Here is a 24123-nt window from a genome sequence, read left to right as displayed (position 1 = left end):
TGAATCGACTGAATCGACTGAATCGACTGAATCGACTGAATCGACTGAATCGACTGAATCGACCGTACCCCCTGTCGACCCACCCCGTCAGAGCCTGTGGAAAACCTTGACGATCACGCGAAACCCCAGATCAGAGGGTGAACCCCAGATCAGAAGGTGATCCGGCTCAGCCCCGGAACTGCTCCGGGCAGCCCTCGCCGCCCGAGGGCAGATTTTTCTCCGCCCACCGCGACAGCTCCTTCAGCGCGGGCTCCAGCGCCTTCCCCGCGTCCGTCAGCCGGTAGGCCACCCGCAGCGGCGGCCCGGCGTCGACCTCCCGCACCACCAGGCCCGCCGTGGCGAGCTCGGTGAGCCGGTCCGACAGCATCCGCTCGCTGATCCCGGGGATGGCCCGCCGCAGGTCGGCGAAGTACGCCCCCTGCTCCGTCAGCACGGCCACGATCAGCCCCGTCCATCGTTTGCCGAACAGCTCGAAGAACCGCGTCATCTCGCCGTCGACCTGCTTGCAGGCCTGCTCGTTGTGGGCCCCACGATCCTTCGCCATGGAATACACACTACTGCGTTCCGGTTCGGGACTACGAAAAAGTAAGCTACTGTGCCTTCTGTAGGTACGTAGGTATTACTGGCTCCTTCCCGAGCCTTGTCACTGGAGGCATCCATGCCGACTCTTCTGCACCTCGACACCTCTGTCTTCCCCGGTGAAGCCTCCGCTTCCCGCGCGGTCACGGCCACCTTCCGCAAGGAATGGGAAGCCCAGCACCCGAACGGCACGGTGATCTATCGCGACCTGGCCGCCGAGCCGCTGCCGCACCTGGACGGCCTCGCGGCCGCCGCCGGTTTCGCCGCTGCCGACCAGCGCTCCCCCGAGCAGCACGCCGCCTTCGCCCTGCGGGAGACCCTTGCCGGCGAGCTCGAGCAGGCCGACGTGGTCCTGATCGGCGCCCCGATGTACAACTTCACGATTCCCTCCACCCTCAAGGCGTGGCTGGACCACGTGATCATCATGGGCCGCACCGCGGGCGCCGAGCAGACCACCACCTCGGGCACCCCGACGATCGTCGTCGCCAGCCGCGGCGGCGGTTACGGCCCGGGCACCCCGCGGGAGAGCTTCGAGTTCGTGACGAACTACCTCGGGAAGGCCCTGGGCGACGGCCTCGGCCTCGATGTCACCTTCGTTGTGCCGGAACTCACGTTGGCCCGCAGCAATCCCGCCATGGCCGACCTGGTCGAGCTGTCGGACACTTCCAAGGCGAAGGCCCACGAGGACGTCGCGGCCAAGGCGAAGGAGCTCGCCACGCGCTTCGCCGCCGCCTGATCCGACTGATCCGACCGATCTGCCCGACCCGACCGATCCGCCCGACCCGTCTGATCCGCCCGACCCGTCTGATCCGGTCCCAACGGGCATCGGGCCGCAGGGGCCTCCTCTTCTCCGGGAGGCCCCTGCGGCTCGTCCGGGAGACCCCTGCGGCTCGTCCGGGAGACCGCCGCTCGTCCGGGAGCCCCAGGAGGTCCTGCCGCGCACACGAAGCCGCGGCGCACGCGAAGCCGCCACAAACGCGAAGCGGGCCCCTCCGAGCGACTTTCGTCACTCCGGAGAGACCCGCTCCGACTGGTGCGCGAGGGGGGAGTTGAACCCCCACGCCCTTTCGGGCACTGGAACCTGAATCCAGCGCGTCTGCCTATTCCGCCACCCGCGCATGGGTGCTGCCGCCCGGCCACTCTCCCCGCTCCCCGGCCCGATCTTCTTGATCCGTCCGGTTCGTGTGGGGCGCCTTCCGACATCCAGAACATTAGCACGGCCCTCGGGGTGCAATCACACCCGTTACCGAGGCCCCCGCCCCCACCCGTCCGTAGAGCGTCACGGTTGCGGGACACTGTCGTCAGGGCACCTCTACGATCCCTGTGAGAGGTGACACTGCTCCACAGGGCGAGGAAGGGGAACCACCCGATTTCCCGACGCGTGGATACGATCAGTAAGCAGTACCAGGACGACGCAGAGCAGGACTGAGGAAGGAGGTGCCCGGTGGGAGTACTGAAACGCTTCGAGCAGCGTCTCGAGGGCCTCGTGAACGGCACCTTCGCCAAGGTGTTCAAGTCCGAGGTCCAGCCGGTCGAGATCGCCGGCGCGCTCCAGCGCGAGTGCGACAACAACGCCACGATCTGGAACCGCGACCGGACGGTCGTCCCCAACGACTTCATCGTCGAGCTGAGCGCGCCCGACTATGAGCGGCTCAGCCCGTATTCCGGACAGCTCGGCGACGAGCTGGCCGGTATGGTCCGCGACTACGCCAAGCAGCAGCGATACACCTTCATGGGCGCCATCAAGGTGCATCTGCAGAAGGCCGAGGACCTCGACACCGGCCTGTACCGGGTGCGCAGCCGGACCCTGGCCTCCAGCGAGTCCCAGAGCGCGGAGGGCGCACAGCAGGCGCCGGGCCGCGCCGGCGCCGGAGCGGCCCCGCAGCAGCGCCCCGGCGGTTACGGCTACCCCGCCCAGCCCGCCGGTGCCCCGCCGATGCCCTCCGCGCCTCCCGGCGCCCGTCCGGCGCCCCGCAGCGGCGGAGCGGCGGCCGGTGCCGGAGCCCAGCCGCAGGGCCAGACCCGCCGCTGGATCGAGATCAACGGCACCCGCCATCAGATCTCCCGGCCCACGCTCGTCCTGGGCCGCTCCACCGACGCTGACGTGCGAATCGACGATCCCGGTGTCTCCCGCAGACACTGCGAGATCCGGGTCGGAACCCCACCGACCGTCCAGGATCTCGGGTCGACGAACGGCATCGTGGTGGACGGACAGCACACCACGCGCGCTACGCTCCGCGACGGCTCGCGGATCGTCGTGGGCAGCACCACCATCGTTTACCGGCAAGCCGAAGGGTGAAGCGGGGGCAATGTCAGAGCTGACCCTCACGGTCATGCGGTTGGGTTTCCTCGCCGTACTGTGGCTGTTCGTCATCGTGGCCGTCCAGGTCATTCGCAGCGATCTGTTCGGGACCCGCGTGACCCAGCGCGGTTCGGCGCGGCGCGGCGCCCCCGACCGGCCGCAAGCGCAGCAGCAGCAACAACGGCAGCAGCAGAGCGCGCCGCCGCCGCAGCGCCAGCAGTCCGGGGGCCGCGGCCGCCGTGGTGCCCCCACCAAGCTGGTGGTCTCCGAGGGCACGCTCACCGGCACCACGGTCGCCCTGCAGGGGCAGACCATCACCCTCGGCCGTGCGCACGATTCAACAATCGTGCTGGACGACGACTACGCCTCCAGCCGGCATGCCAGGATCTACCCGGACCGTGACGGCCAGTGGATCGTCGAGGATCTCGGGTCCACCAACGGCACGTATCTCGACCGGACCCGACTCACCACACCGACACCGATTGCGCTGGGTGCGCCGATCCGTATCGGCAAGACCGTCATCGAGCTGCGGAAGTAGTAGGACCATGACGACCGGAGGGTGGGCAGCGTGGTTGGCAAGGGGCTGTACCCGGAGCCGACGGGCGAGGTGCGCATGAGTCTGTCACTGCGTTTCGCGGCCGGATCACACAAGGGCATGATCCGGGAGGGCAACGAGGACTCCGGCTACGCCGGTCCCCGGCTGCTCGCGATCGCCGACGGCATGGGTGGCCAGGCCGCCGGCGAGGTCGCCAGCTCCGAGGTGATCTCCACCCTCGTCCAGCTCGACGACGACGTCCCGGGCTCGGACATCCTGACGTCCCTCGGCAGTGCCGTGCAGCGGGCCAATGACCAGCTGCGCGTCATGGTCGAGGAGGACCCGCAGCTGGAGGGCATGGGCACCACGCTCACCGCCCTGCTGTGGACCGGCCAGCGGCTCGGTCTGGTGCACGTCGGCGACTCGCGCGCGTATCTGCTGCGCGACGGGGCGCTCACCCAGATCACCCAGGACCACACCTGGGTGCAGCGCCTGGTCGACGAGGGCCGGATCACCGAGGAGGAGGCGGGCACCCACCCGCAGCGCTCCCTGCTGATGCGCGCCCTGGGCAGCGGTGACCACGTCGAGCCCGATCTGTCCATCCGCGAGGTCCGGGCCGGTGACCGCTATCTGATCTGCTCCGACGGCCTGTCCGGCGTCGTGAGCCACCAGACCCTCGAGGACACCCTCGCCAGCTACCAGGGCCCCCACGAGACCGTGCAGGAGCTGATCCAGCTCGCGCTGCGCGGCGGCGGCCCCGACAACATCACCTGCATCGTCGCCGACGTCCTGGACGTCGACGGCGCCGACACCCTCGCCGCCCAGCTCAACGACACCCCCGTGATCGTGGGCGCGGTCGCCGAGAACCAGATCCCGCTCGGGGACGGCGGGGCCGCGCACACCCCCGCGGGCCGGGCCGCGGAGCTCGGCCGGTCCGTACCGCCGCAGCAGGGCGACGCGCACGGCGGCTTCGGACCGCCCGGCAGCGGCGATCCGGCCATCGGCGGCATGCCGCAGGGCAGTTACGGCGACTACGCCGAAGGCGACTTCACCAAGAAGAGCGGCCGCAAGACATGGGCCAAGCGGTCGCTCTTCATCGTGCTGGGCCTCGCCGTGATCGGTGGCGGCCTCTACGGCGGCTATCGCTGGACCCAGACGCAGTACTACGTGGGCGCCAACGGCGACCACGTCGCGGTCTATCAGGGCATCAGCCAGGATCTGGCCTGGATCAAGCTCAACAAGATCCATGAGGACCACCGCGAGATCGAACTCAAGTACCTCCCGGCCGACCAGCGCGGCCGTGTGGAGGACACCATCACGGTCAGCGGACTGGGCCAGGCCCAGGACAAGACCAAGGACCTCGCCACCCTCGCCAGCGCCTGTAAGAAGGCCGATGCCCAGGAGAAGGCCGAGGAGAGCCAGAAGGACCTCACCGGCGGCGACAAGGGCAAGGGCGACAAGCCGCCCAGTGGCGGGGCCTCCAGCAGCGCCGACCCGTCCAGCAGCGGCAAGCCCGGGGACCAGAAGAACGAGAGCCAGCTCGGAACGAACGCCGCCAAGGCCACGTCCAAGCCCACGCCGACGACGTCTCCCACTCCGAAGCCCGGCCCCACCCTCTCGGAGGAGGAGAAGAAGTTGGTCCCGCAGTGCAGCAGCACCCAGCAGTGAAGCCGTAAGGGGCCGTCCACCCATGAGCAGTAGTACGACCAACACGACGACGATCAGTACGGCCGGGCCGCCGAGCCGGCGGAACACCGAGCTGGCCATGCTCGTCTTCGCGGTGATCATTCCGGTCTTCGCCTACGCCAACGCGGGCCTGGCGCTCAGCGACGAGATGCCCTCCGGCATGCTCAGCTACGGCCTCGGGCTCGGGCTGCTGGCCGCCGTCGGCCATCTGGTGGTCCGGAAGTTCGCGCCGTACGCGGATCCGCTGCTGCTGCCGATCGCCACGCTCCTCAACGGGCTGGGCCTGGTGCTCATCTGGCGGCTGGACCAGTCCAGGCGGCTGGCCCAGCGGGCGAAGGACGCCGGCATGGCCTTCGCGCCCTCGGCCCCCAACCAGCTGATCTACTCGGCACTGGGCGTCGCCCTCTTCGTCGGCGTCCTGATCCTGCTCAAGGACCACCGCATCCTCCAGCGCTACACCTACATCTCCATGGTGGTGGCGCTGATCCTGCTGATCCTTCCGATGTTCTTCCCGGCGCGTTTCGGCGCCCGCATCTGGATCACCCTCGGCAGCTTCTCCATCCAGCCCGGTGAGTTCGCCAAGATCATCATCGCCGTGTTCTTCTCCGGCTATCTGATGGTCAAGCGGGACGCACTCGCCCTGGCCAGCCGCCGCTTCATGGGGCTGTACCTGCCGCGCGGCCGCGACCTCGGCCCGATCCTGGTGGTCTGGGGGATGAGCATCCTCATCCTGGTCTTCGAGACCGACCTGGGCACCTCGCTGCTGTTCTTCGGCCTCTTCGTGGTGATGCTGTACGTCGCCACCGAGCGCACCAGCTGGATCGTCTTCGGTCTGCTGATGTCCGCGGCCGGCGCGGTCGGCGTCGCCACCTTCGAACCGCACGTCCAGTCGCGTGTGGACGCCTGGCTCGACCCCTTCGCGGTGGCCAAGGCCGGAGGCAGTGACCAGATCGCCCAGGCGCTGATGGCCTTCGGCTCCGGCGGCGTCTTCGGCACCGGCCTCGGCCAGGGCAACTCCGACCTCATCGGCTTCGCCGCCAACTCCGACTTCATCCTGGCCACCGTCGGCGAGGAACTCGGGCTCGCGGGCACCATGGGGCTCCTGCTGCTCTACGGCCTGATCGTCGAGCGCGGTGTGCGCACCGCCCTCGCCGCCCGTGACCCGTTCGGCAAACTGCTGGCCATCGGCCTGTCCGCGGCCTTCGCCATTCAGGTCTTCGTCGTCGCGGGCGGTGTGATGGGCCTCATCCCGCTGACCGGTATGACCATGCCGTTCATCGCGCAGGGCGGTTCGTCCGTCATCGCCAACTGGGCGCTCGTCGCCATCCTGATCAAGGTCAGCGACACCGCGCGGCGCCCAGCGCCGGCGCCCGCCCCCACCACAGACGCCGAGATGACCCAGGTGGTCCGACCGTGAACAAGCCCCTGCGCCGAATCGCGATCTTCTGCGGACTCCTCGTCCTCGCCCTGCTGGTGCGGGACAACTGGCTCCAGTACGTCCAGGCCGACGAGCTGAAGAACCACGACGGAAACCACCGGGTTCTGATCGCCCGTTACAGCCAGCCGCGCGGCAACATCATCGTCGACGGCCAGCCGATCACCGGATCCGCCGAGACCAACGGCATCGACTTCAAGTACAAGCGCACCTACAAGGACGGCCCCATGTGGGCGCCGGTCACGGGGTTCGCCTCGCAGGCGTACGGCGCCAACCAGATCGAGAACATCGAAGACGGCATCCTTACGGGCAACGACGACCGCCTCTTCTTCAACCGGACGATCGACATGATCACCGGCAAGAAGCAGAAGGGCGGCGACATCATCACCACCCTGAACCGCAAGGCCCAGGAGGCCGCGTTCAAGGGCCTCGGTGACAAGAAGGGCGCCGTCGCCGCGCTCGACCCGCGCACCGGCAAGATCCTCGCCCTCGCCTCCACCCCGAGCTACGACCCGTCGAAGATCTCGGGCGCCACCTCCAAGGACAAGGAGGCCTGGCTCGGGCTCCAGCCGAAGAAGGACAAGGACGACCCGATGCTCAACCGGGCGCTCCGTCAGACCTACCCGCCCGGCTCGACCTTCAAGGTCGTCACCGCCGCGGCCGCGCTGGAGAACGGCAAGTACACCGACATCGACGGGCCGACCGAGTCCCCGGACCCCTGGAAGCTCCCGCTGTCCACCCAGCCCCTGCCCAACGAGGGGAACATCCCCTGCAAGAACGCCTCGCTGCGGCAGGCGCTCCGCTACTCCTGCAACACGGTCTTCGGCAAGCTCGGTGACGACCTCGGCAAGGAGAAGATGCGGGAGCAGGCCGAGAAGTTCGGCTTCAACGAGACGGTCGACACCCCTGTCCGCGCCTACGCCAGCGTCTACCCCGAGGACATGGACCGGCCGGGCAACGCGATGTCGTCCATCGGCCAGTTCGACAACCGGGCCACCCCGCTCCAGATGGCGATGATCGCCTCCGCGGTCGCCAACGACGGCAAGCTGATGAAGCCGTACATGATCGACTCGCTGCGCGCCCCGAACCTCAACACCATCGAGCAGACCGACCCGGAGCAGCTGAGCCAGCCGCTCAGCTCCGAGAACGCCCAGAAGCTCCAGAGCATGATGGAGACCGTGGTCAAGGAGGGCACCGGCACCAGCGCCCAGATCCCAGGCGTCACGGTCGGTGGCAAGACCGGCACCGCCCAGCACGGCGTCGCCAACAGCAAGAACCCCTACGCGTGGTTCATCTCCTACGCCAAGGGCGACGACGGCTCACCGGTCGCGGTCGCGGTCGTCATCGAAGGGTCCGACACCCTCCGCGGCGATATCGCCGGTGGCAAGCTGGCCGCGCCGATCGCCAAGAACGTGATGCAGGCCGTACTGGAATCCGAGCGCGACAAGTGACCCCCATCACGTCCGGATCCCAATCCCGCACGTCGCCGTACCGGTCCGGTATCAGATAGCCACTGAGGCCGGGTCCCGTAAGACGTGCCGGGTACGGTATGCGCGAGCAGCACTTCGCCGGCCCACAGGTGCGGCCGGGAACCACGGAAGAGGGCTGGAGTAGCTATGGAAGAGCCGCGTCGCCTCGGCGGCCGGTATGAGCTGGGCTCAGTGCTCGGCCGCGGTGGCATGGCGGAGGTCTACCTCGCGCACGACACCCGCCTCGGCCGTACTGTCGCTGTGAAGACGCTCCGGGCGGACCTTGCCCGCGACCCGTCCTTCCAGGCCCGGTTCCGCCGAGAGGCCCAGTCGGCCGCCTCGCTCAACCATCCCGCGATCGTCGCGGTCTACGACACCGGCGAGGACTACGTCGACGGCGTCTCGATCCCGTACATCGTGATGGAGTACGTCGACGGTTCCACTCTGCGTGAGCTTCTTCACTCGGGCAGAAAGCTGCTCCCCGAGCGCTCGATGGAGATGACCACCGGCATCCTCCAGGCCCTCGAGTACTCGCACCGCAACAACATCGTCCACCGGGACATCAAGCCGGCCAACGTCATGCTCACCCGGAGCGGCCAGGTCAAGGTGATGGACTTCGGCATCGCCCGGGCCATGGGCGACGCCGGTATGACCATGACGCAGACGGCCGCCGTCATCGGCACCGCCCAGTACCTCTCCCCCGAGCAGGCCAAGGGCGAGGCCGTCGACGCGCGCAGCGACCTGTACTCCACCGGTTGTCTGCTCTACGAGCTGCTGACCGTAAGGCCGCCGTTCGTGGGCGACTCCCCGGTGGCGGTCGCCTATCAGCACGTGCGGGAGGAACCGCAGCCGCCGAGCACGTACGACCCCGAGATCACCCCGGAGATGGACGCCATCGTCCTGCGGGCGCTGGTCAAGGACCCCGACTACCGCTACCAGTCGGCCGACGAGATGCGCGCCGACATCGAGGCGGCCCTGGAGGGCCAGCCGGTGGCCGCCACCGCCGCCCTGGGCGCGGTCGGCTACGGCTCCGACGACCAGCCCACCGCGATGCTGCGGCCGCAGAACTCCGGCGGCGGGGCACAGACCTCGATGCTCCCGCCGATGCGTGAGGACGACGGCGGCTTCGGCTACGACGAGCGGCCGGATCGCGGCCGGGGGCGCGGGGGCCCCGGCAAGAAGAGCAACCTCTCCACGATCCTGCTGATCATCGCCGGGATACTGGTGCTGGTCGGTGCGATCTTCATCGGGAAGTCGCTCTTCTCCGGCGGTAAGAACGACGAAATGGTCCCGGTCCCCAATCTCGTCGGTAAGACGATCGAGGACGCCAAGAGCCAAGGGGAGAACGGCGACTTCAAGGTCAAGAACGTCGGCTCCAAGTTCTGCGAGAACGCGGACAAGAACACCGTCTGTGAGCAGACCCCCAAGGGCGGCGACGAGGTCAAGCGGTACGGCACGGTCGAGCTGACCATGTCCAAGGGCCCCAAGCCCGCGGCCAGGGTCGAGGTGCCCGACGTCCTGAACGTGCAGTACGAGTCGGCCAGGCAACAGCTGGAGGCCAAGGGCTTCAAGGTCGACCAGAAGACCGAGCAGTCGGACCAGACCGCCGGCAAGGTGATCGACCAGGACCCGAAGGGCGGCAAGAAGGTCGCCAAGGGCGCCACGATCACCCTGACCGTCGCCGAGGCTCAGCAGAAGGTCGTCGTCCCGGACGTGACCACGCAGAAGGTCGAGGACGCCACGAAGTCGCTCCAGGGCAAGGGCCTCAAGGTCCAGACCCAGGAGGTCGAGAGCGGCGACGTCGATGCCGGCACGGTCACCGACCAGACGCCCAAGGGCGGCCAGGAGGTCCTGCCCGGTTCGACGGTCACGCTGACCGTCGCCAAGGAGCCCGCGCAGGACGAGAACGTGCCGGTGCCCAACCTGGGCGGCCAGAAGCTCAAGGACGCCAAGAAGGCGCTCCAGGACCTGGGCCTCAACGTGGGCAACATCGCCGGTCCGCAGGACGACAACGCCACCGTGGTGGCCAGCCAGCCCGGCGCGGGCACCCAGGTGCCCAAGGGCCAGTCCGTGAACCTCATCACGGTCGCCGGCCAGGGTGGCAACGGCGGCGGCAACGGCGGCGGTGACAACGGCGGAGGCATCTTCGGCGGCCAGAACGGCTTCTAGCCGGCCTCCGGGCACCTGACACGGGGAAGCCCCCGGCACCTTCTCAGGGTGCCGGGGGCTTCCCCGTACTCGGGGCTTCCAGGGGCCGTGCGCTAGCGCAGTTCCTCGGGGGGCGTGCGGGCCGCGTCGACCTTCTCGGTGCGCTCCAGCTCGCCCCACACGATGTAGCGGTGGCGGGAGGTGTAGACGGGGGTGCAGGTCGAGAGCGTGATGTAGCGGCCCGGCCGCTTCCGGCCCGACTCCTTCGGGACCGCGTCCAGCACGTCCACGTTGTACTTCGAGGTCTCCGGCAGCGTCGCGTAGACCTTGTAGACGTACCAGGTGTCGCGGGTCTCGAAGACCACCGGGTCGCCCTCGTGGACCTTGTCGATGTTGTGGAACTTCGCGCCGTGCCCGTCCCGGTGCGCGGCCAGGCTGAAGTTGCCCTTCTTGGCCCACGGCATCGCGGACTTGACCGGCTTGGTGTAGTAGCCGGCCACACCGTCGTTGAGGGTCTCGGTGCTGGTGCCCTTCTTGACCAGCACCTCGCCGTTGTGCATGGACGGTACGTGCAGGAAGCCGATGCCGGTCTTGGTGTCCAGCTTGCCCGGCCCCTGCTGCGCCCAGTGCCTGCGCACCCGGTCGCCCTGTTTCTTGGCCTCACGGTCGGCCAGGACGTTGGTCCACCACAGCGAGTAGACGACGAACAGGGCGAGGATGAGCCCCGCGGTGATCAGCAGCTCGCCGAAGACGGCGATGGCCGCGGCTACCCGTCCACGGCCGGGACGGCGGCTGGGCGTTGCGGGCGGGCCGGGGTGCCGGTCCTGCCGCTCGTCGTGGTCGGTCCGTGCCACCGCGTCGTACCCCTTTTTTCTGGTTTCCCGGCTGTTCCCGCTCATTCGACCAGCGCGTCCGGCTTTCCCTCGCTACGCGGCCGCTCCTCGACCATCTTGCCCCAGACGATCATCCGGTAGGTGCTGGTGAACTCGGGGGTACAGGTGGTCAGCGTGATGTACCGCCCCGGTTCGGTGAAGCCGGAGCCGGGCGGCACCGGCTTGATGACGCCCGTGTTGGACGGCGACGTCTGCGGCAGGATGCTCTTCATCGCATAGGTGTAGTACCGGCTCTGCGTCTCGACGACGATCTCGTCGCCGGGCTTGAGGCGGTTGATGTAGCGGAACGGCTCGCCATGGGTGTTGCGGTGCCCGGCGAGCGCGAAGTTGCCCTTCTTGTCCCACGGCATGGCGGTCTTCAGCGGAGTCTTGCCGTAGTGGCCGACCATGCCGCGGTCGAGGACCTTGTGCTTGTCGATGCCCTCCGCGATCGGGGCCTTCACATCCAGCTTGGGGATGTAGATGATCGCGAACCCCTGTCCGGGGGAGAAGGTGCCCGGGTCCCGCTCGTCACCGCTCTCGTCCCACTTCTTCTGCAGGTTGTTCGCGGCGCCGTTGGCCTGCTGATGGGCGAGGATGTTCGTCCACCACAGCTGATAGGTGACGAAGAGCAGCATCACCACGCCGAGCGTGATGAACAGCTCGCCGACCACCCGGCTCGCCACCACCCCTGGGCTGTCCTTGCGCGCCCGCGCCGCGCGCCTGGCCTCCATACGGGTGCGGGGCCGGGCGGCCCCGACGCTCTCCGCGCCCTCCGCGGCCTGTGTGGCGTCCGCTTCCGCCGTGTCGCGCCGGGCGGCGCGGGAGCCATGCTTTCCGGCGCGCTTCCCGGCCCCCTGGGCCGCGGCCTTACGGCGGGCGGCCCGGCCGCCGGACGCGGGCTCGGGCTCGCCGTCCCGGTCCGCCTCGACCTTGCGCAGCAACATGGTCCGGTCGGCGGGCGGTGTCTCCACGGCGCGCAGGGCGACCGTCTCGTCGTCGCCCCGGGGCGGCACCCGGGGCAGGACGGCCGTCTCGGCGGCCTCCGGGGCGCGTGCGGACGCCTCGGCGGGCCGTGGGGACGTCTGGCCGTCGTGTACGGCGGAGCGAGGGGACGGTCCCGGGGTGCGAGTGGGTGTCTGGGTGGCGTGTGCGGGCCCTGACGGCCCCGAGGGGGCCGCACGAGCGCGTCTGCGCCCCGTGGGCGGCCCGGCCGCCTCAGCCGCCTCCTCCGACCCCGAGGGGGCCGTACGGGCGCGTCTGCGCCCCGTGGGCGGCCCGGCCGCCTCAGCCGCCTCCTCCCCTGAGGGAACCGTACGAGCGCGGCGTCGCCCCGTGGGCGACCCGGCCGCCTCAGCGGCCTCCTCCGACCCCGCGGCGGCCGGGCGGGCGCGCCGTCTGCGGCCGGTGGGCGGCGGCACGGAGAGCGACGCGGTGCCCACGGCGCGCCCCGTCGGCCCGGCCGGGGCGGCGTCCGGCAGCGGATCGGTCAGCGGGTCCCGCAGGCCCTCCGCAGCCGCCGGGAACGCGTCCGGGTCCCCCTGGGTGCCATGCGCGCCAGGGGCGGCAGGCTGCTCATGAGACCCGTACGGCGCGTACGGGGCGGGCTCCCGGGCGCCCTGGGCGGCGCCCTCGCGCTCGGGGCGCGGTCCGGTCACTCGCCGGCCTTACCGCCGACCGCCCCGACCACCGGGGCGAGCCCCGCGGACCGCCCCACGGCATCCGTGTCCCCGCACTCCACCAGCCAGTTGGCGAGCATCCGGTGGCCCCATTCGGTGAGGACCGACTCGGGGTGGAACTGGACGCCCTCGACCCGCAGTTCACGGTGGCGCAGACCCATGGCGATGCCGGTCTCCGTCCAGGCCGTGATCTCCAGCTCGGGGGGTACGGTCCCCCGTTCCACGGCCAGCGAGTGGTAGCGGGTGGCGGTGAAGGGGGTGGGCAGCCCGCTGAAGACGCCGGCTCCCTCATGGGTCACCAGCGAGGTCTTGCCGTGCAGCAGCTCCGGGGCCCGTCCGACGACTCCGCCGTACGCGACGGCCATGGACTGCATCCCGAGGCAGACGCCGAACACCGGTACGCCGGTGCCCGCGCAGTGCCGGACCATGTCGACGCAGACCCCGGCCTCCTCCGGGGTGCCGGGCCCGGGGGACAGCAGCACTCCGTCGAAGCCGTCCTGGGCGTGGCCCAGGGAGACCTCGTCGTTCCGCACCACCTCGCACTCGGCGCCGAGCTGGTAGAGGTACTGGACGAGGTTGAAGACGAAGCTGTCGTAGTTGTCCACGACCAGGATGCGCGCGCTCATCGCGGACCCGCCATTCCCTGGTCGACCGTCACGTCGTTGAACGGCAGCAGGGGCTCCGCCCAGGGGAAGACGTACTGGAAGAGCACGAAGACGATCGCCAGCACCAGCACGAGCGAAATCAGTGCCCGCACCCATGCGTTACCCGGCAGATGCCGCCAGATCCAGCCGTACATGCCATCCCTACTCACCGATGACGAAGTCGATTGCAGCACCGGAGTGCAGCACCAGAGTAAGGGGCGAGGGGTGGGGCCGGAGGGTCAGCTGTACAAAGCCTTGGGCTTGCCTTGGGCAACGGATTGGGTCGCGTCGAGGTGTGCCCAGGTGATCAGCCGGTGGCTGTGGCCCCACTCCGGCTCGCAGGTCGTCAGCGTGAGATAGCGGCCGGGGCGCCGGAAGCCGGACGCGCGCGGCACCGGATCGATCACCCCGGTGTCGGTCGGCAGGGTGCGGTAGGGCCGCCGGTCGACGCGGTAGGTGAACCAGGTGGTGCCGTCGGTCAGCACCACCGCGTCACCCGGGCGCAGCTCGGGGAAGTCCTTGAAGGGATCGCCGTAGGTGCGGCGGTGCCCGGCGACGGCGAAGTTGCCGAGGGCGCCGAGGCGGGCGGTGCGGGTGTAGTGGCCGAGCCCCTTCTTCAGGGTGTCGGTGGCGGTGCCCTCGAGGACGGGCTTGGCCCAGTCGGCGCCGAAGCGCGGGATGTACATGATCGAGAAGGAGGCGCCGGGTTCGTAGCGGCGTGGTCGCGACGAGGGCTCGGCGCCGGCGCTGACCGTGCCGGTGGCCCAGCGGTCCTGGAGGTGGTCGATCTCGCCGTCCATGGCGCGGTCGGCCCGTACCGAGGTCCAGTACAGGACGTAGACCACCAAAAGGATGATCAGGACTCCGACGGTGACGCAGATCTCACTGAGCGTCCTGACGATCAGTCGCGTTCTCATCGGCCCCCACTGTCCGCCCCGCGGACCCGGTGCCGCGCGCCGGTCCGCCGGTGCTATCCGATGGGCTGTGCCTGGTGCAGATCCACTGTGCCGGAGTAGCCGGGAAGAGTCACCGTGTCGTGCTGGTCGACTTTCCAGCCGAGGCCGTACGCGTCGACATAGCTGCGGTAGTTCTGGATCGCGGGCGAGGCGGCGAGGGCGGCGCCCAGCTTGTCCCGGTCACCCACGGCGGTGACCTTGTAGGGCGGCGAGTAGACCTGGCCCTGGAGGATCAGGGTGTTGCCGACGCAGCGCACCGCGCTGGTGGAGATCAGCCGCTGGTCCATGACCTTGATCCCCTCGGCGCCGCCCTGCCACAGCGCGTTGACCACGGCCTGGAGATCCTGCTGGTGGATGACGAGATCGTTGGGCTGGGGATCCGGGACGCCGGGGATCTGCGGGGTGGCGTTCGGCGGGGCGTCGGTGAGGGTGACGGTGAGCCCGGGGCCGGTGAGCTTCTTGGTGCCGGCGGTCTCCTCCAGCTCGGCCAGCTTGCGGCGCTCGGCCTGGGTGCTGCCGTTGTCCCGCCGGGCGAGGGCGTCGACCTCGGAACGTATTTTGCCGGTGCTGTCGTCCAGGGTGCCGTTCTTACGGCTGCGCTCCTGGATGAGATCGGAGAGCCGCAGCATCGATTCATCACTGCGGAGATTGGTGCCCTGGGCCGTGTTGAAACTGGTCCAGAAGATCACTCCGGCCAGCGCGAAGACCGCTCCGGTCAGCAGCCGTACGGGGCGGAACCGGGGGCGGCGGGACGCCGGGGTGGGGGAGTCAGCGGAATTGCTCAACGTACCCTTACTCCTTACGACGCCGCGGAAGGACTACGCTAACGGACGTGTGGGGGAGGGACGTGGTACCCGTCGCTGTCCCGCCCCGGCGCCGTCCGTACACATCCCCGCGCGGTCACGCAGCGCATCGACAGGAGAGTTCCTCGTGCCGAAGTCACGGATCCGCAAGAAGGACGACTTCACGCCGCCGCCGGCGAAGCAGGCAGCCAGCATCAGTCTGAACAGCGGCCGCCGGTGGGTGGCACCGCTGATGCTGGCCATGTTCCTGATCGGCCTCGCGTGGATCGTCACCTTCTACGTGACCACGGGGGACATGCCGGTCGAATCGCTGGGCAACTGGAACATCGTGGTCGGCTTCGGCTTCATCGCCGCGGGGTTCGTCGTCTCCACCCAGTGGAAGTGACCCGGCGGTCCGCACGCCCGTCCCCAAGTTGTCCACAGAGTTATCCACAGCCGGGGAAAACTCAGAAGATCTGTGGATAACCTCTGCTGTGTTGACGCCGGTGTGACCGGTGGCGGGCGTCTGTTCGATCGTTCACACCCCCGCCTTCCTGCGAAAACGCAGGTCAGTCGGGGGACGTACGCAAGTTCTCCACAGGTTGCGTAAGATCCGCCACGCGCTGTGGACAACTGACCGGGTCCGGCTCGTCCCAGGTGGCCTATGGCCGACCGCTCATCGGTCGGCCACTCCGCTCAGCCGATGAGCTTCAGCAGACGAGCCTCAGCCGGTGGCCTCAGCCAGTGGCCTCAGCCGGTGAGCTGCACCGTCCGGATCCACACCATCGCGACGATCGCGAGCAGCACCAGGACGCAGGTCCCCCGCTGCACCAGCGCCCGCTTCTCCCGGGGCGCGTGCACCATCCCGTACGCCACCACCGTGCCCGCGACCAGGCCGCCGACATGAGCCTGCCAGGCGATGCCGGACCAGGTGAAGGTGAAGAGCAGATTCAGCGCCAGCAGCGCGATGACCGGCCGCATGTCGTAGTTCAGCCGGCGCATCAGCACGGCGGTGGCGCCGAGCAGGCCGAAGATCGCGCCGGAGGCGCCCAGCGACGGCTGGTTCTGCGCGGCCAGGAGATACGACAGCGCACTGCCGCCCAGCCCCGACAGCATGTAGAGCACGATGAAGCGGACCCGGCCGAGCGCGGCCTCCAGCGGACCGCCGATCCACCACAGCGAGAGCATGTTGAAGGCGATGTGCATCAGCTGCTGGTGGAGGAAGACCGAGGTCACCAGGCGCCACCACTGGCCCTCGGCGACGCCGACGATCTGCACCGTGCCGGGGTCGTAGGCCCGGCCGACCAGGTCGAGATCGTTCACCAGCCGGTCGCCCACGGACAGCGCGACGAGCCACACCGCGATGTTGATGGCCACCAGGATCTTGGTGATCAGCCGGGGGTCCGAGGCCATCGTGCCGCCGGCCAGGGTGCGCGGCTGGGCGGCGCGCGGCGGGGGGCCGGCGGCCGAGGCCCCGGACCCGACGGACGCCCGTCCGCTCACACACTCGGGGCACTGGAACCCCACAGACGCGCTGATCATGCACTCGGGGCAGATCGGGCGCTCACAGCGGGTGCAGCTGATGCCGGTCTCCCGCTGGGGGTGCCGGTAGCAACAGACCGCCTGGTCCTCCATGGTGTCCCCTCGCCCCTTGTCCACTTCTGATCGGGCGTGCCCCCGCCCCGCTTGTTCACACGGACACTTGTTCACACGGACAAGCGGGGCATGAAAGTTCCCGTACGGGTTCAGCCCTCGCGCGTCTCCACGACGACCGACTCGATCACGACGTCCTGAAGCGGACGGTCGGTGCGCGGGTTGGTCGCGGTGCCCGCGATCGCGTCGATGACCTTCTTGCTGCCCTCGTCGACGACCTCGCCGAAGATGGTGTGCTTACCGGTCAGCCACGCGGTCGGGGAGACCGTGATGAAGAACTGGGAGCCGTTGGTGCCCGGGCCGGCGTTGGCCATCGCCAGCAGGTACGGCTTGTTGAAGGCCAGGTCCGGGTGGAACTCGTCGCCGAACTCATAGCCGGGACCACCGGTCCCGTTGCCCAGCGGGTCTCCGCCCTGGATCATGAAGCCACTGATCACCCGGTGGAAGACGGTGCCGTCGTAGAGCTTCTCCTTGGCCTTCTTGCCAGTGGCTGGGTGGGTCCACTCGCGACTGCCTTCGGCCAGTTCGACAAAGTTCTTGACCGTCTTGGGCGCGTGATTCGGCAGCAGCCGGACCACGATGTCGCCGTTGTTCGTCTTCAGGGTGGCGTATAGCTGCTCGGCCACGATCAACCTTCCATCGTTTTCACTTACGTCTCCTGATCCTCGCACGGACGCAAGGTGGACGAGTAGCCGCTGAGGCGGCGCCGGGCGTGCCGATCCGCGTGGTTTCCCCGAGAATCCTCCCTATGACCCAGATGCCCGATCACGCATGCCGGCCGGGCTTCGAACGGGCATGATCTCCACAAACAGGCATGATCTTTCTTGGGATGGAAACACGAAACTGGGCAAATAGATCGCGCAACAAGAACGCACGACTCTGAACCCCGGAGCTTGACCACGCCACCGAGGAGGAGGATCCCGTGACCCGCATTGACAGCGTGCGAGCCGCGACCGGCACAGCCAAGGGCAGCGTCCTGCACGCCGCGGAGGCGGTGGCGCCCTATGCCGGCACGGCCAAGGACACCGCGACGCGCTACGCGCACGAGGCCCGCGTCCGGCTGGCGCCCAAGGTCTCGACCGCGGCTCACCAGGCCCGGTGCACGGCCGGTGCTCAGTACCACGCCCATATCGCGCCACGGCTCGACCAGGCCCGCGGCACCCTGCCGCCGAAGGTGGACCAGGCCGCCACACGGGCCGCCAAGCGGACCCGTAAGGCGGCACGCCACGCCGCCGACTACACCGCACCGCGGGTGGAGCAGGCGATGGCCGGGGTGCGCGCCGCCGCGGGACCGGCGCGCGAGGAGGCGACCGTCCGCACGGCGGCGGCCATCGCGGCGCTGCGCACCCATGTGACGGCCGCGGAGATCGAGAAGCTCGCCCGGAAGCACCGCCGCCGGGCCCGGGCCGCCCGCTTCGCCAAGCGGGCGGCCTTCATCGGGCTGGTCGGCGCGGGCGTCTACGCCGTGTGGAAGTGGTGGGACAAGCAGGCCAACCCCGACTGGCTGGTCGAGCCCCCGGCGGCGACCGAGGTGGGCGACCGCGAGCGGCTCTCGGCGGTGGACGGCAGCGACCAGAACGCCCTCGACCCCGAGGTGCAGGCCAAGCAGGCCGAGGCCGAGGCCCGCCGGGACGACGAGCGCTGACAGCGCCGCTCACGGCGCCCGGCGCAGGCCCTCCAGGAGGGGCGGGAGATCAGCTGATCTCCCGCCCCTCGTCCTCTTCTCCGGCTGCGGTTTTCCGGCTCCGGTTCTCCGGCTCCTCCTCTCCGGCTCCGGCTCAGTCCGCCGGGTCCTCCCCCTGGGACCGGCGCTGCCGCCGCTCCAGAAAGATCTCGGTGAAGACCGAGACCTTGGCCCGCAGCGCCCAGGGGTCGAACGGCTTGGCCATGTAGTCCACGGCACCGGCCGCATAGCCCCGCGAGGAGTGCTCGGGATCGGAGCCCATCGCGGTGAGGAAGATGATCGGGATGTCGCGGTTGCGGGAGCGCCGCTTGATATGGGCCGCCGTCTCATAGCCGTCCATCTCGGGCATCTGCACATCCAGCAGGATCACCGCGAAGTCGTCATGGTCGAGCAGCGCCTTGAGAGCCTCCTGCCCGGAGGTCGCGGTCACCAGCTCCTGGTCGAGCGTGGCCAGCACGGCCTCCATGGCCAGCAGATTGTTCTGCTGGTCGTCCACCACGAGGATCTTCGGCCGCGGCCCCATGGCCCGCTGAGGCGCCGCGGGCCCTTCCCGTCCCATGGGCTCCTCCTCCTGCTGTGGCACCGCGGCCGGGCGCTGGGACTCCACCATGGCCAGCTGCCGCTCCAGGACCAGACAGCGCTCCTCCGCCAGCCGCCCCCGCAGCCGCACCTCGTCCAGCTCCTCGGTGAGCCGCCGCACCTCCTGCTGGAGCAGATCCCGCTCCTTGATCAGCTCCGTCCGGTCCGGGATGTCCCGCTCCAGCGCGTCCGCGCGGGCGCGCTCCGTCGCCCATGCCGCCTCGGCCTGGTTCAGCCGCACCTCGAGATCGGCGATGCGGTGCTTGAGGTCCAGCAGCGCCCCGCCCAGCACATCCTGGTGCGCCATGGAGACCCGCGCGTCCCGGTCGGCGTCGGCCAGCTGGATCTGCAGGATCTCCATGGCATGCCCGGGGGAGCGGCTGGTGCGGACCGCGGCCCGGTGCAGCTCCCGCACCAGCTCGATGGCGGCCGGGGTGGGGGCGACACCCCGCCGCTCGGCGAGATCGGTGAACAGATCGAAGACGAACTCCCACGGCGGGATGCGGGTGCCGTTCAGGAACCGCGAGATGGTGCTCGGATCCCGGTGCCGCCGCACCGCGTATCTGCGCAGCGAGACCCCCAGCCCCAGGAACAGCTTCCTCAGCTCCACAGCGAACGCCCGGCACTCCTCGGGCAGGTTCTCGCCCAGCGGATGCAGCACACTCATCGTGTCCCCCTGTACGGCGCACCGCGCCGATCAGACGACTCCCGGGCGATCTGCCCGAGTTGTGGAAAACACCCTGGAGCATCCCGCGGGTGTTGCGCCGGGCAATGACAAGAGTGGCAACACCGATATCAGGGGCGAAAACGCATCAGCCAGGACACCTGTCCGGCGTCCTGGCTGGTGATGGAGGTGGAGCCTAGGAGAGTCGAACTCCTGACATCCGCCATGCAAAGACGGCGCTCTACCAACTGAGCTAAGGCCCCTTCGCCGATCAGGATACCTGCTACCGACCAGCATTCCCGACCGGGTATCGCTCGCGCGTAGCGCTCTCCGTAGGATGCCACGCAAGATTCGCGGCAGCGAAGCGAAGGGGAGAGCGAGATGGACGCAACACAGCAGGATGCCACCGCGCGCGCACGGGAGCTTCAGCGCAGCTGGTACGGGGAGCCGCTGGGGGCGCTCTTTCGCCGTCTCATCGACGATCTCGGTCTGAACCAAGCCCGTCTCGCCGCCGTCCTCGGTCTGTCCGCGCCCATGCTCTCGCAGCTCATGAGCGGCCAGCGCGCCAAAATCGGCAACCCCGCCGTGGTCCAGCGAGTGCAGGCGCTGCAGGAGCTGTCCAGTCAGGCGGCGGACGGCAGGGTCAGCGCCGCCGAGGCCGCGGAGCGCATGGAGGAGATCAAGAAGTCCGCGGGCGGCTCGGTCCTCAACTCCACCCAGACCACGGCGAGCACGGGCGCCCCGACCGTACGGCGAGTGGTGCGCGAGATCCAGTCGCTGCTGCGGTCCGTGGCGGCCGCGGGGGACATCATCGATGCCGCCGACTCCCTCGCCCCCACCCACCCCGAGCTGGCAGAGTTTCTCCGTGTGTATGGCGCCGGGCGGACCGCCGAGGCGGTCGCCCATTACGAGGCGCACCAGAGCTGACGGGCTGAACTGCTGACGAGTCGATGACGGGGCGGGCACGGCGCGATGGGTGAGATCTTCGCGGGCCGGTACGAGCTGGTGGACCCGATCGGGCGTGGGGGCGTGGGCGCGGTATGGCGCGTCTGGGACCACCGCCGCCGACGGTACGTGGCAGCGAAGGTGCTCCAGCAACGTGACGCTCATACGCTGCTGCGCTTCGTCCGGGAACAGGCCCTGCGGATCGATCACCCCCATGTGCTGGCACCGGCCAGCTGGGCGGCCGACGACGACAAGGTGCTGTTCACCATGGACCTGGTGGGCGGCGGCTCGTTCGCCCATCTGATCGGGGACTACGGCCCGCTGCCGCCCCGCTATGTGTGCACCCTGATCGACCAGTTGCTCTCCGGACTGGCCGCCGTGCACGCCGAGGGCGTGGTGCACCGGGACATCAAACCCGCGAACATCCTGCTGGAATCCACCGGGACCGGGCGGCCGCACGTCCGGCTGTCCGACTTCGGCATCGCGCTGACCAAGGGCGAGCCGCGCCTCACCGAGGCCAACTACGTGATGGGCACGCCCGGCTACTTCGCGCCCGAGCAGATGATGGGCGACGACCCCGACTTCCCGGCGGACCTCTTCGCCGTCGGGCTGGTGGCGCTCTATCTGATCACCGGGCACAGGCCGGACGGGGAGGCGCTCGTCAAGCTCTTCGAGCAGGGGGTGCCGAACGCGCCCACCGGGGTGCCCGAACCGCTGTGGCAGGTGATCGCCGGGCTGCTGCAGCCGGACCCCGAGAACCGCTTCCGCACCGCCACGGGCGCGCGGAAGGCGCTGGCGACCGCGGTCGACCTGCTGCCCGAGGCCGACCTGGACGACGATGCCATCGAGGTCTTCGACCAACTCGGGCCGCTGCCCAGCGGATTCGGCCCCGAGGGCCCCACCCGGCCGCGCCGCCGCCACGCGAAGGCCGACCCGCCCCAGGGCAATGGCGCGGCGCCGTCCCGACCCCGGTCCGCCGCCGGCTCGGACCCCGCCGACGAGGCAGCCCCCGGCCCCGACACGGCCGCTCCCCAGCAGCCATCCGCCCCGCGGCCGTCCATGTCCGACACCGGCAGCTTCACCCTCCCGCCGCCGCTCCCCCGCAACGATCAGCCGCGCGCCCCGCACACCGAGACTCCCGGGTCTCCAGGGACTCCGTCCTCCGGCGCCCCGCCCGCCGAAGTCCGGCACCCCGGACCCCCGCACGCCCAGACGCCCCTGAACCGGACCCCACCGCACCAGACCCCACCGCCGCGGCCCGCGGGCCCACCGACGCCGACGCCCCCGCCGCCGACCGCCCAGCCCGCGACTCCGCCCCCGCCGGTCCAGCAGCCGTCGATACCCCACCCCCTGACCCCGCCGACCCCTTCCACGGCAGCCCCGATCCCACCGGCCCCACAGCCGCCCGTGCACCACCCGCACCACGCACAACAGCAGCCTCCACACCCCGTACAGCCGGTGCAGCACCCGCACCCGCATACGCCCACCCCCGCTCCCGCTCCGAACGCGGCTCACACACCGACACCGACGCCAACGCCGACACCCACGCCGACACCCACGCCGACTCCGACCCCGACACCGACGCCGCCCCCGCGTGACTTTCCTTCTACTCGTCCATACACCGCGGAGCGGCCGCGGGTTCCCTCCCCGACGCGGCGGCGCCCCGGACCGTCCCGGAAAGCGACGCTCTCGATCCTGATCATGGCGGCGCTGTGCTTCGCCATCGGCGCATGGGCCCTGGTGGCAGCGGGCTGACCCCACCCCGGGCCGCAACCACGAAGCAGGCCCCGGGGTCCGCCCGCAAGCAGGCCTCAGACCTGCCCGCAAGCAGGCACCAGACCCCAACTGCCAAGCAGGCCCCGGGGCCCACCCCCAAGCAGGCCCCGGGGCCCACCCCCAAGCAAGCCACAGGCCCCAACTACCAAGCAGGCGGCGGCCCGTACCGCTGCTGCGCCGAGGCCCGCCGCCGGGCGGTGAGCGTCCACGCCCCGAGCCCGAGCACCAGCGCCGTCCCGGTGCCGATCCCCGCGTACCCCACCACCCGTAGCGCGTCCTTCGAGTCGGCGGCGCCGGAGCCGGAACTCCCCATCCGGTCGCCGTCCGCCGCGAGCGGATGGCGCTTGGCCGCCCGCCGGTCGGCCGCCGTGAGCCCGAACCCCGCCTTGACCGGATCCTTGTCGTAGGCGGGCCCGCCGCGCGCGTCGCCCGCGACCCGTACCCGCAGCACGACCGGCACCGAGCTGTTCAGATGCGGTGCCACCTGTGGCGGGTTGAGGGTGACCGCCAGGAAGTACCCACCGCTGAAGCTCATCGCGCGGACCGTGGAGCCGGTGTTCGCATACCGGTTTCCGTAGGCCACCGGCGCGGTGGCCACCTGGGTGCGGGGCGGCTCGCCGTCCTGCGCGGCGGGGGTGCCGCGCTTCGCGAGTCCGCGCGCCGGGTTGTAGGCGTGCAGCGCCAGGGCGCGGTCGAGCAGACGGGTGCTCTGGTCCTTGCCGTCGGCGGACAGTTCGGCGACGGCGGAGAGGCGCTGCCCCCAGTCCACGGGCACCCGGTAGAAGTGCGTCTCCCCCGGCGTGATCTCGTCCCGCCACACCCCGGTCCCCAGGGTCGGCGCGTCGGTGAAGCCGCGCCCGCCGCGCCTCGGCAACGGGGTGCCGTCCGGCGCCTCGGGCGACGGCGAGCTCGAACTTCCCTCCGGGGCCGCCCCCGTGGCCCCGCCCTTCACCGGTGGCTCCACCATCAGCCGGAGCTCCACGGGCCAGCGCTCCGGGTCCGGTGACCCGTCCTGGCGCTCCACGGTCACCACATAGCGCCCCGCCTGGTGGCAGGAGGCCGGGCCGGAGTCGATCTGGCGGGAGGCGTAGTCGGCCAGGGGATAGGCCACGCCGCTCGTCTCGATCTTCGGGGAGGCGGTGCCGCAGACGCCCCCGTCGGGGCTCTCCAGGGTCACCTTCACGCCATCGCGGTACGAGGTCACCTCCGCGCCCGGCCGGGGTGCCGCGACCGCCGAGACATAGGCGGCTGACTTCGTGTCGAGCCTCACGCCGTAGTACCGCTTCTCGCCCGGCCCGACGCTGTCGACATAGGCGCGGCCGGCCGCCAGGGAAGGGGCGCCCGCGTCACCGTCGGAGCCGGATATCCGGGTGCCGCGGGTCTCGTAGGCCCGGGCCCCGGTGGCGCTGTCGGCGAGGGCTGTCCCCGGTGCCGCGGCCACCGCGCACAGCGCCGCCGCCATGGTGAGACCGGCCCTGACCTTGCGGCGGTCCTTCATCGCGCGTCACTCCTCGTCGTACCGGCCGGTCGGCCCGCTCAACCCCGGCCTGGTCGGCTCGTTCAACCCGGCCCGGCCGGCGCGCTCAACTTTGCCTGTGCAAGCTATTCGTTTGCGAGAGTGAAACACGAAGGCCCCCGTCATCCCATCCCCCCGACACCCCCGCCGTCCCATCCTCCCCGCCCTCGCCGTCCCATCCCCGACGCCCCCGCCGCTTCCCCGCCACGGCGCCAGTAA

Annotated in this window: 22 protein-coding genes and 2 tRNA genes; 11 read left to right on the top strand and 13 right to left on the bottom strand. The window is 70.1% G+C overall.

The features are described from left to right. Window positions 1–166: 166 nt before the first annotated feature. A complete protein-coding gene (locus JK364_RS41510; RefSeq protein WP_201856601.1) occupies window positions 167–544 on the bottom strand; it encodes a winged helix-turn-helix transcriptional regulator in 378 nt (125 codons plus the stop codon). A 114-nt stretch (window positions 545–658) separates the two neighbouring features. On the opposite strand from JK364_RS41510, the gene JK364_RS41505 reads away from it, so the two are divergent. After that, window positions 659–1315: an FMN-dependent NADH-azoreductase gene (locus JK364_RS41505; protein WP_201856600.1), complete on the top strand. Its 657-nt coding sequence runs from the start codon at window positions 659–661 to the stop codon at window positions 1313–1315. 295 nt (window positions 1316–1610) lie between these two features. Here the strand turns inward: JK364_RS41505 and JK364_RS41500 are convergent. Next, window positions 1611–1697: transfer RNA gene (locus tag JK364_RS41500), tRNA-Leu, on the bottom strand. Window positions 1698–2023: 326 nt separating this feature from the next. Between JK364_RS41500 and JK364_RS41495 the strand changes: the two genes are divergently transcribed. From JK364_RS41495 to pknB, 6 genes are all read left to right on the top strand, one after another. Beyond that, on the top strand, window positions 2024–2878 hold the full coding sequence (locus JK364_RS41495) for an FHA domain-containing protein (protein ID WP_201856599.1): 855 nt from the start codon (window positions 2024–2026) through the stop codon (window positions 2876–2878). Between the two features lie 10 nt (window positions 2879–2888). Beyond that, window positions 2889–3419, top strand: a complete 531-nt coding sequence (locus tag JK364_RS41490; RefSeq protein ID WP_201856598.1) for an FHA domain-containing protein FhaB/FipA — start codon at window positions 2889–2891, stop codon at window positions 3417–3419. A 75-nt stretch (window positions 3420–3494) separates the two neighbouring features. Then, on the top strand, window positions 3495–5084 hold the full coding sequence (locus JK364_RS41485; protein ID WP_201856608.1) for a PP2C family protein-serine/threonine phosphatase: 1590 nt from the start codon (window positions 3495–3497) through the stop codon (window positions 5082–5084). A 22-nt stretch (window positions 5085–5106) separates the two neighbouring features. Continuing rightward, window positions 5107–6519: an FtsW/RodA/SpoVE family cell cycle protein gene (locus tag JK364_RS41480; protein WP_201856597.1), complete on the top strand. Its 1413-nt coding sequence runs from the start codon at window positions 5107–5109 to the stop codon at window positions 6517–6519. Continuing rightward, a complete protein-coding gene (locus JK364_RS41475; protein WP_201856596.1) occupies window positions 6516–7988 on the top strand; it encodes a peptidoglycan D,D-transpeptidase FtsI family protein in 1473 nt (490 codons plus the stop codon). Before JK364_RS41480 ends, JK364_RS41475 begins: the two co-directional genes overlap by 4 nt. Before the next feature lie 165 nt (window positions 7989–8153). Beyond that, on the top strand, window positions 8154–10175 hold the full coding sequence (pknB, locus tag JK364_RS41470; protein WP_201856595.1) for a Stk1 family PASTA domain-containing Ser/Thr kinase: 2022 nt from the start codon (window positions 8154–8156) through the stop codon (window positions 10173–10175). Between the two features lie 92 nt (window positions 10176–10267). Here the strand turns inward: pknB and JK364_RS41465 are convergent, their stop codons facing one another. The 6 genes from JK364_RS41465 to JK364_RS41440 all read right to left on the bottom strand — a co-directional run bounded on the left by JK364_RS41465 (window position 10268) and on the right by JK364_RS41440 (window position 15090). After that, complete coding sequence (locus JK364_RS41465) at window positions 10268–11008, bottom strand: class E sortase (protein WP_307841537.1); 741 nt, start codon at window positions 11006–11008, stop codon at window positions 10268–10270. A 41-nt stretch (window positions 11009–11049) separates the two neighbouring features. Next, on the bottom strand, window positions 11050–12684 hold the full coding sequence (locus JK364_RS41460; protein ID WP_201856593.1) for a class E sortase: 1635 nt from the start codon (window positions 12682–12684) through the stop codon (window positions 11050–11052). Beyond that, window positions 12681–13331, bottom strand: coding sequence for an aminodeoxychorismate/anthranilate synthase component II (locus tag JK364_RS41455; RefSeq protein WP_201856592.1), 651 nt, complete (start codon window positions 13329–13331; stop codon window positions 12681–12683). Before JK364_RS41455 ends, JK364_RS41460 begins: the two co-directional genes overlap by 4 nt. Continuing rightward, entirely contained in the window at window positions 13328–13504 is a 177-nt protein-coding gene (locus JK364_RS41450; RefSeq protein ID WP_020869946.1) for a hypothetical protein, read from the bottom strand. The genes JK364_RS41455 and JK364_RS41450 overlap by 4 nt, the downstream gene beginning before the upstream one ends. An 84-nt stretch (window positions 13505–13588) precedes the next feature. Next, window positions 13589–14266: a class E sortase gene (locus JK364_RS41445; protein WP_201856591.1), complete on the bottom strand. Its 678-nt coding sequence runs from the start codon at window positions 14264–14266 to the stop codon at window positions 13589–13591. 53 nt (window positions 14267–14319) lie between these two features. After that, on the bottom strand, window positions 14320–15090 hold the full coding sequence (locus JK364_RS41440; protein WP_201856590.1) for a DUF881 domain-containing protein: 771 nt from the start codon (window positions 15088–15090) through the stop codon (window positions 14320–14322). Window positions 15091–15235: 145 nt separating this feature from the next. Between JK364_RS41440 and crgA the strand changes: the two genes are divergently transcribed. Continuing rightward, complete coding sequence (gene crgA, locus JK364_RS41435; protein ID WP_201856589.1) at window positions 15236–15493, top strand: cell division protein CrgA; 258 nt, start codon at window positions 15236–15238, stop codon at window positions 15491–15493. A 344-nt stretch (window positions 15494–15837) separates the two neighbouring features. Here crgA and JK364_RS41430 read toward each other — a convergent pair whose 3' ends face one another. Continuing rightward, window positions 15838–16722, bottom strand: a complete 885-nt coding sequence (locus tag JK364_RS41430; protein WP_201856588.1) for a rhomboid family intramembrane serine protease — start codon at window positions 16720–16722, stop codon at window positions 15838–15840. A 110-nt stretch (window positions 16723–16832) separates the two neighbouring features. Then, complete coding sequence (locus JK364_RS41425; RefSeq protein ID WP_044581678.1) at window positions 16833–17366, bottom strand: peptidylprolyl isomerase; 534 nt, start codon at window positions 17364–17366, stop codon at window positions 16833–16835. A gap of 296 nt (window positions 17367–17662) precedes the next feature. Between JK364_RS41425 and JK364_RS41420 the strand changes: the two genes are divergently transcribed. Further along, window positions 17663–18385 (top strand): DUF5324 family protein, encoded by a 723-nt coding sequence (locus JK364_RS41420; protein ID WP_201856587.1) that lies wholly within the window; start codon window positions 17663–17665, stop codon window positions 18383–18385. 133 nt (window positions 18386–18518) lie between these two features. Here JK364_RS41420 and JK364_RS41415 read toward each other — a convergent pair whose 3' ends face one another. Continuing rightward, a complete protein-coding gene (locus JK364_RS41415; protein ID WP_201856586.1) occupies window positions 18519–19670 on the bottom strand; it encodes a response regulator in 1152 nt (383 codons plus the stop codon). 187 nt (window positions 19671–19857) lie between these two features. Next, window positions 19858–19930: transfer RNA gene (locus tag JK364_RS41410), tRNA-Ala, on the bottom strand. A 118-nt stretch (window positions 19931–20048) separates the two neighbouring features. On the opposite strand from JK364_RS41410, the gene JK364_RS41405 reads away from it, so the two are divergent. Further along, complete coding sequence (locus tag JK364_RS41405; RefSeq protein WP_037954566.1) at window positions 20049–20594, top strand: helix-turn-helix domain-containing protein; 546 nt, start codon at window positions 20049–20051, stop codon at window positions 20592–20594. 45 nt (window positions 20595–20639) lie between these two features. Beyond that, a complete protein-coding gene (locus JK364_RS41400; RefSeq protein WP_201856585.1) occupies window positions 20640–22367 on the top strand; it encodes a serine/threonine protein kinase in 1728 nt (575 codons plus the stop codon). A 163-nt stretch (window positions 22368–22530) separates the two neighbouring features. Here JK364_RS41400 and JK364_RS41395 read toward each other — a convergent pair whose 3' ends face one another. After that, the gene (locus tag JK364_RS41395) at window positions 22531–23886 is read right to left on the bottom strand and encodes a hypothetical protein (RefSeq protein WP_201856584.1); all 1356 of its coding nucleotides are present in this window, start codon (window positions 23884–23886) and stop codon (window positions 22531–22533) included. Window positions 23887–24123 lie beyond the last annotated feature (237 nt).

This window comes from Streptomyces endocoffeicus (genome assembly GCF_016741935.1).
Taxonomy (GTDB): Bacteria; Actinomycetota; Actinomycetes; order Streptomycetales; family Streptomycetaceae; genus Streptomyces; species Streptomyces endocoffeicus.
This window is presented reverse-complemented; position numbering and strand designations above follow the sequence as displayed.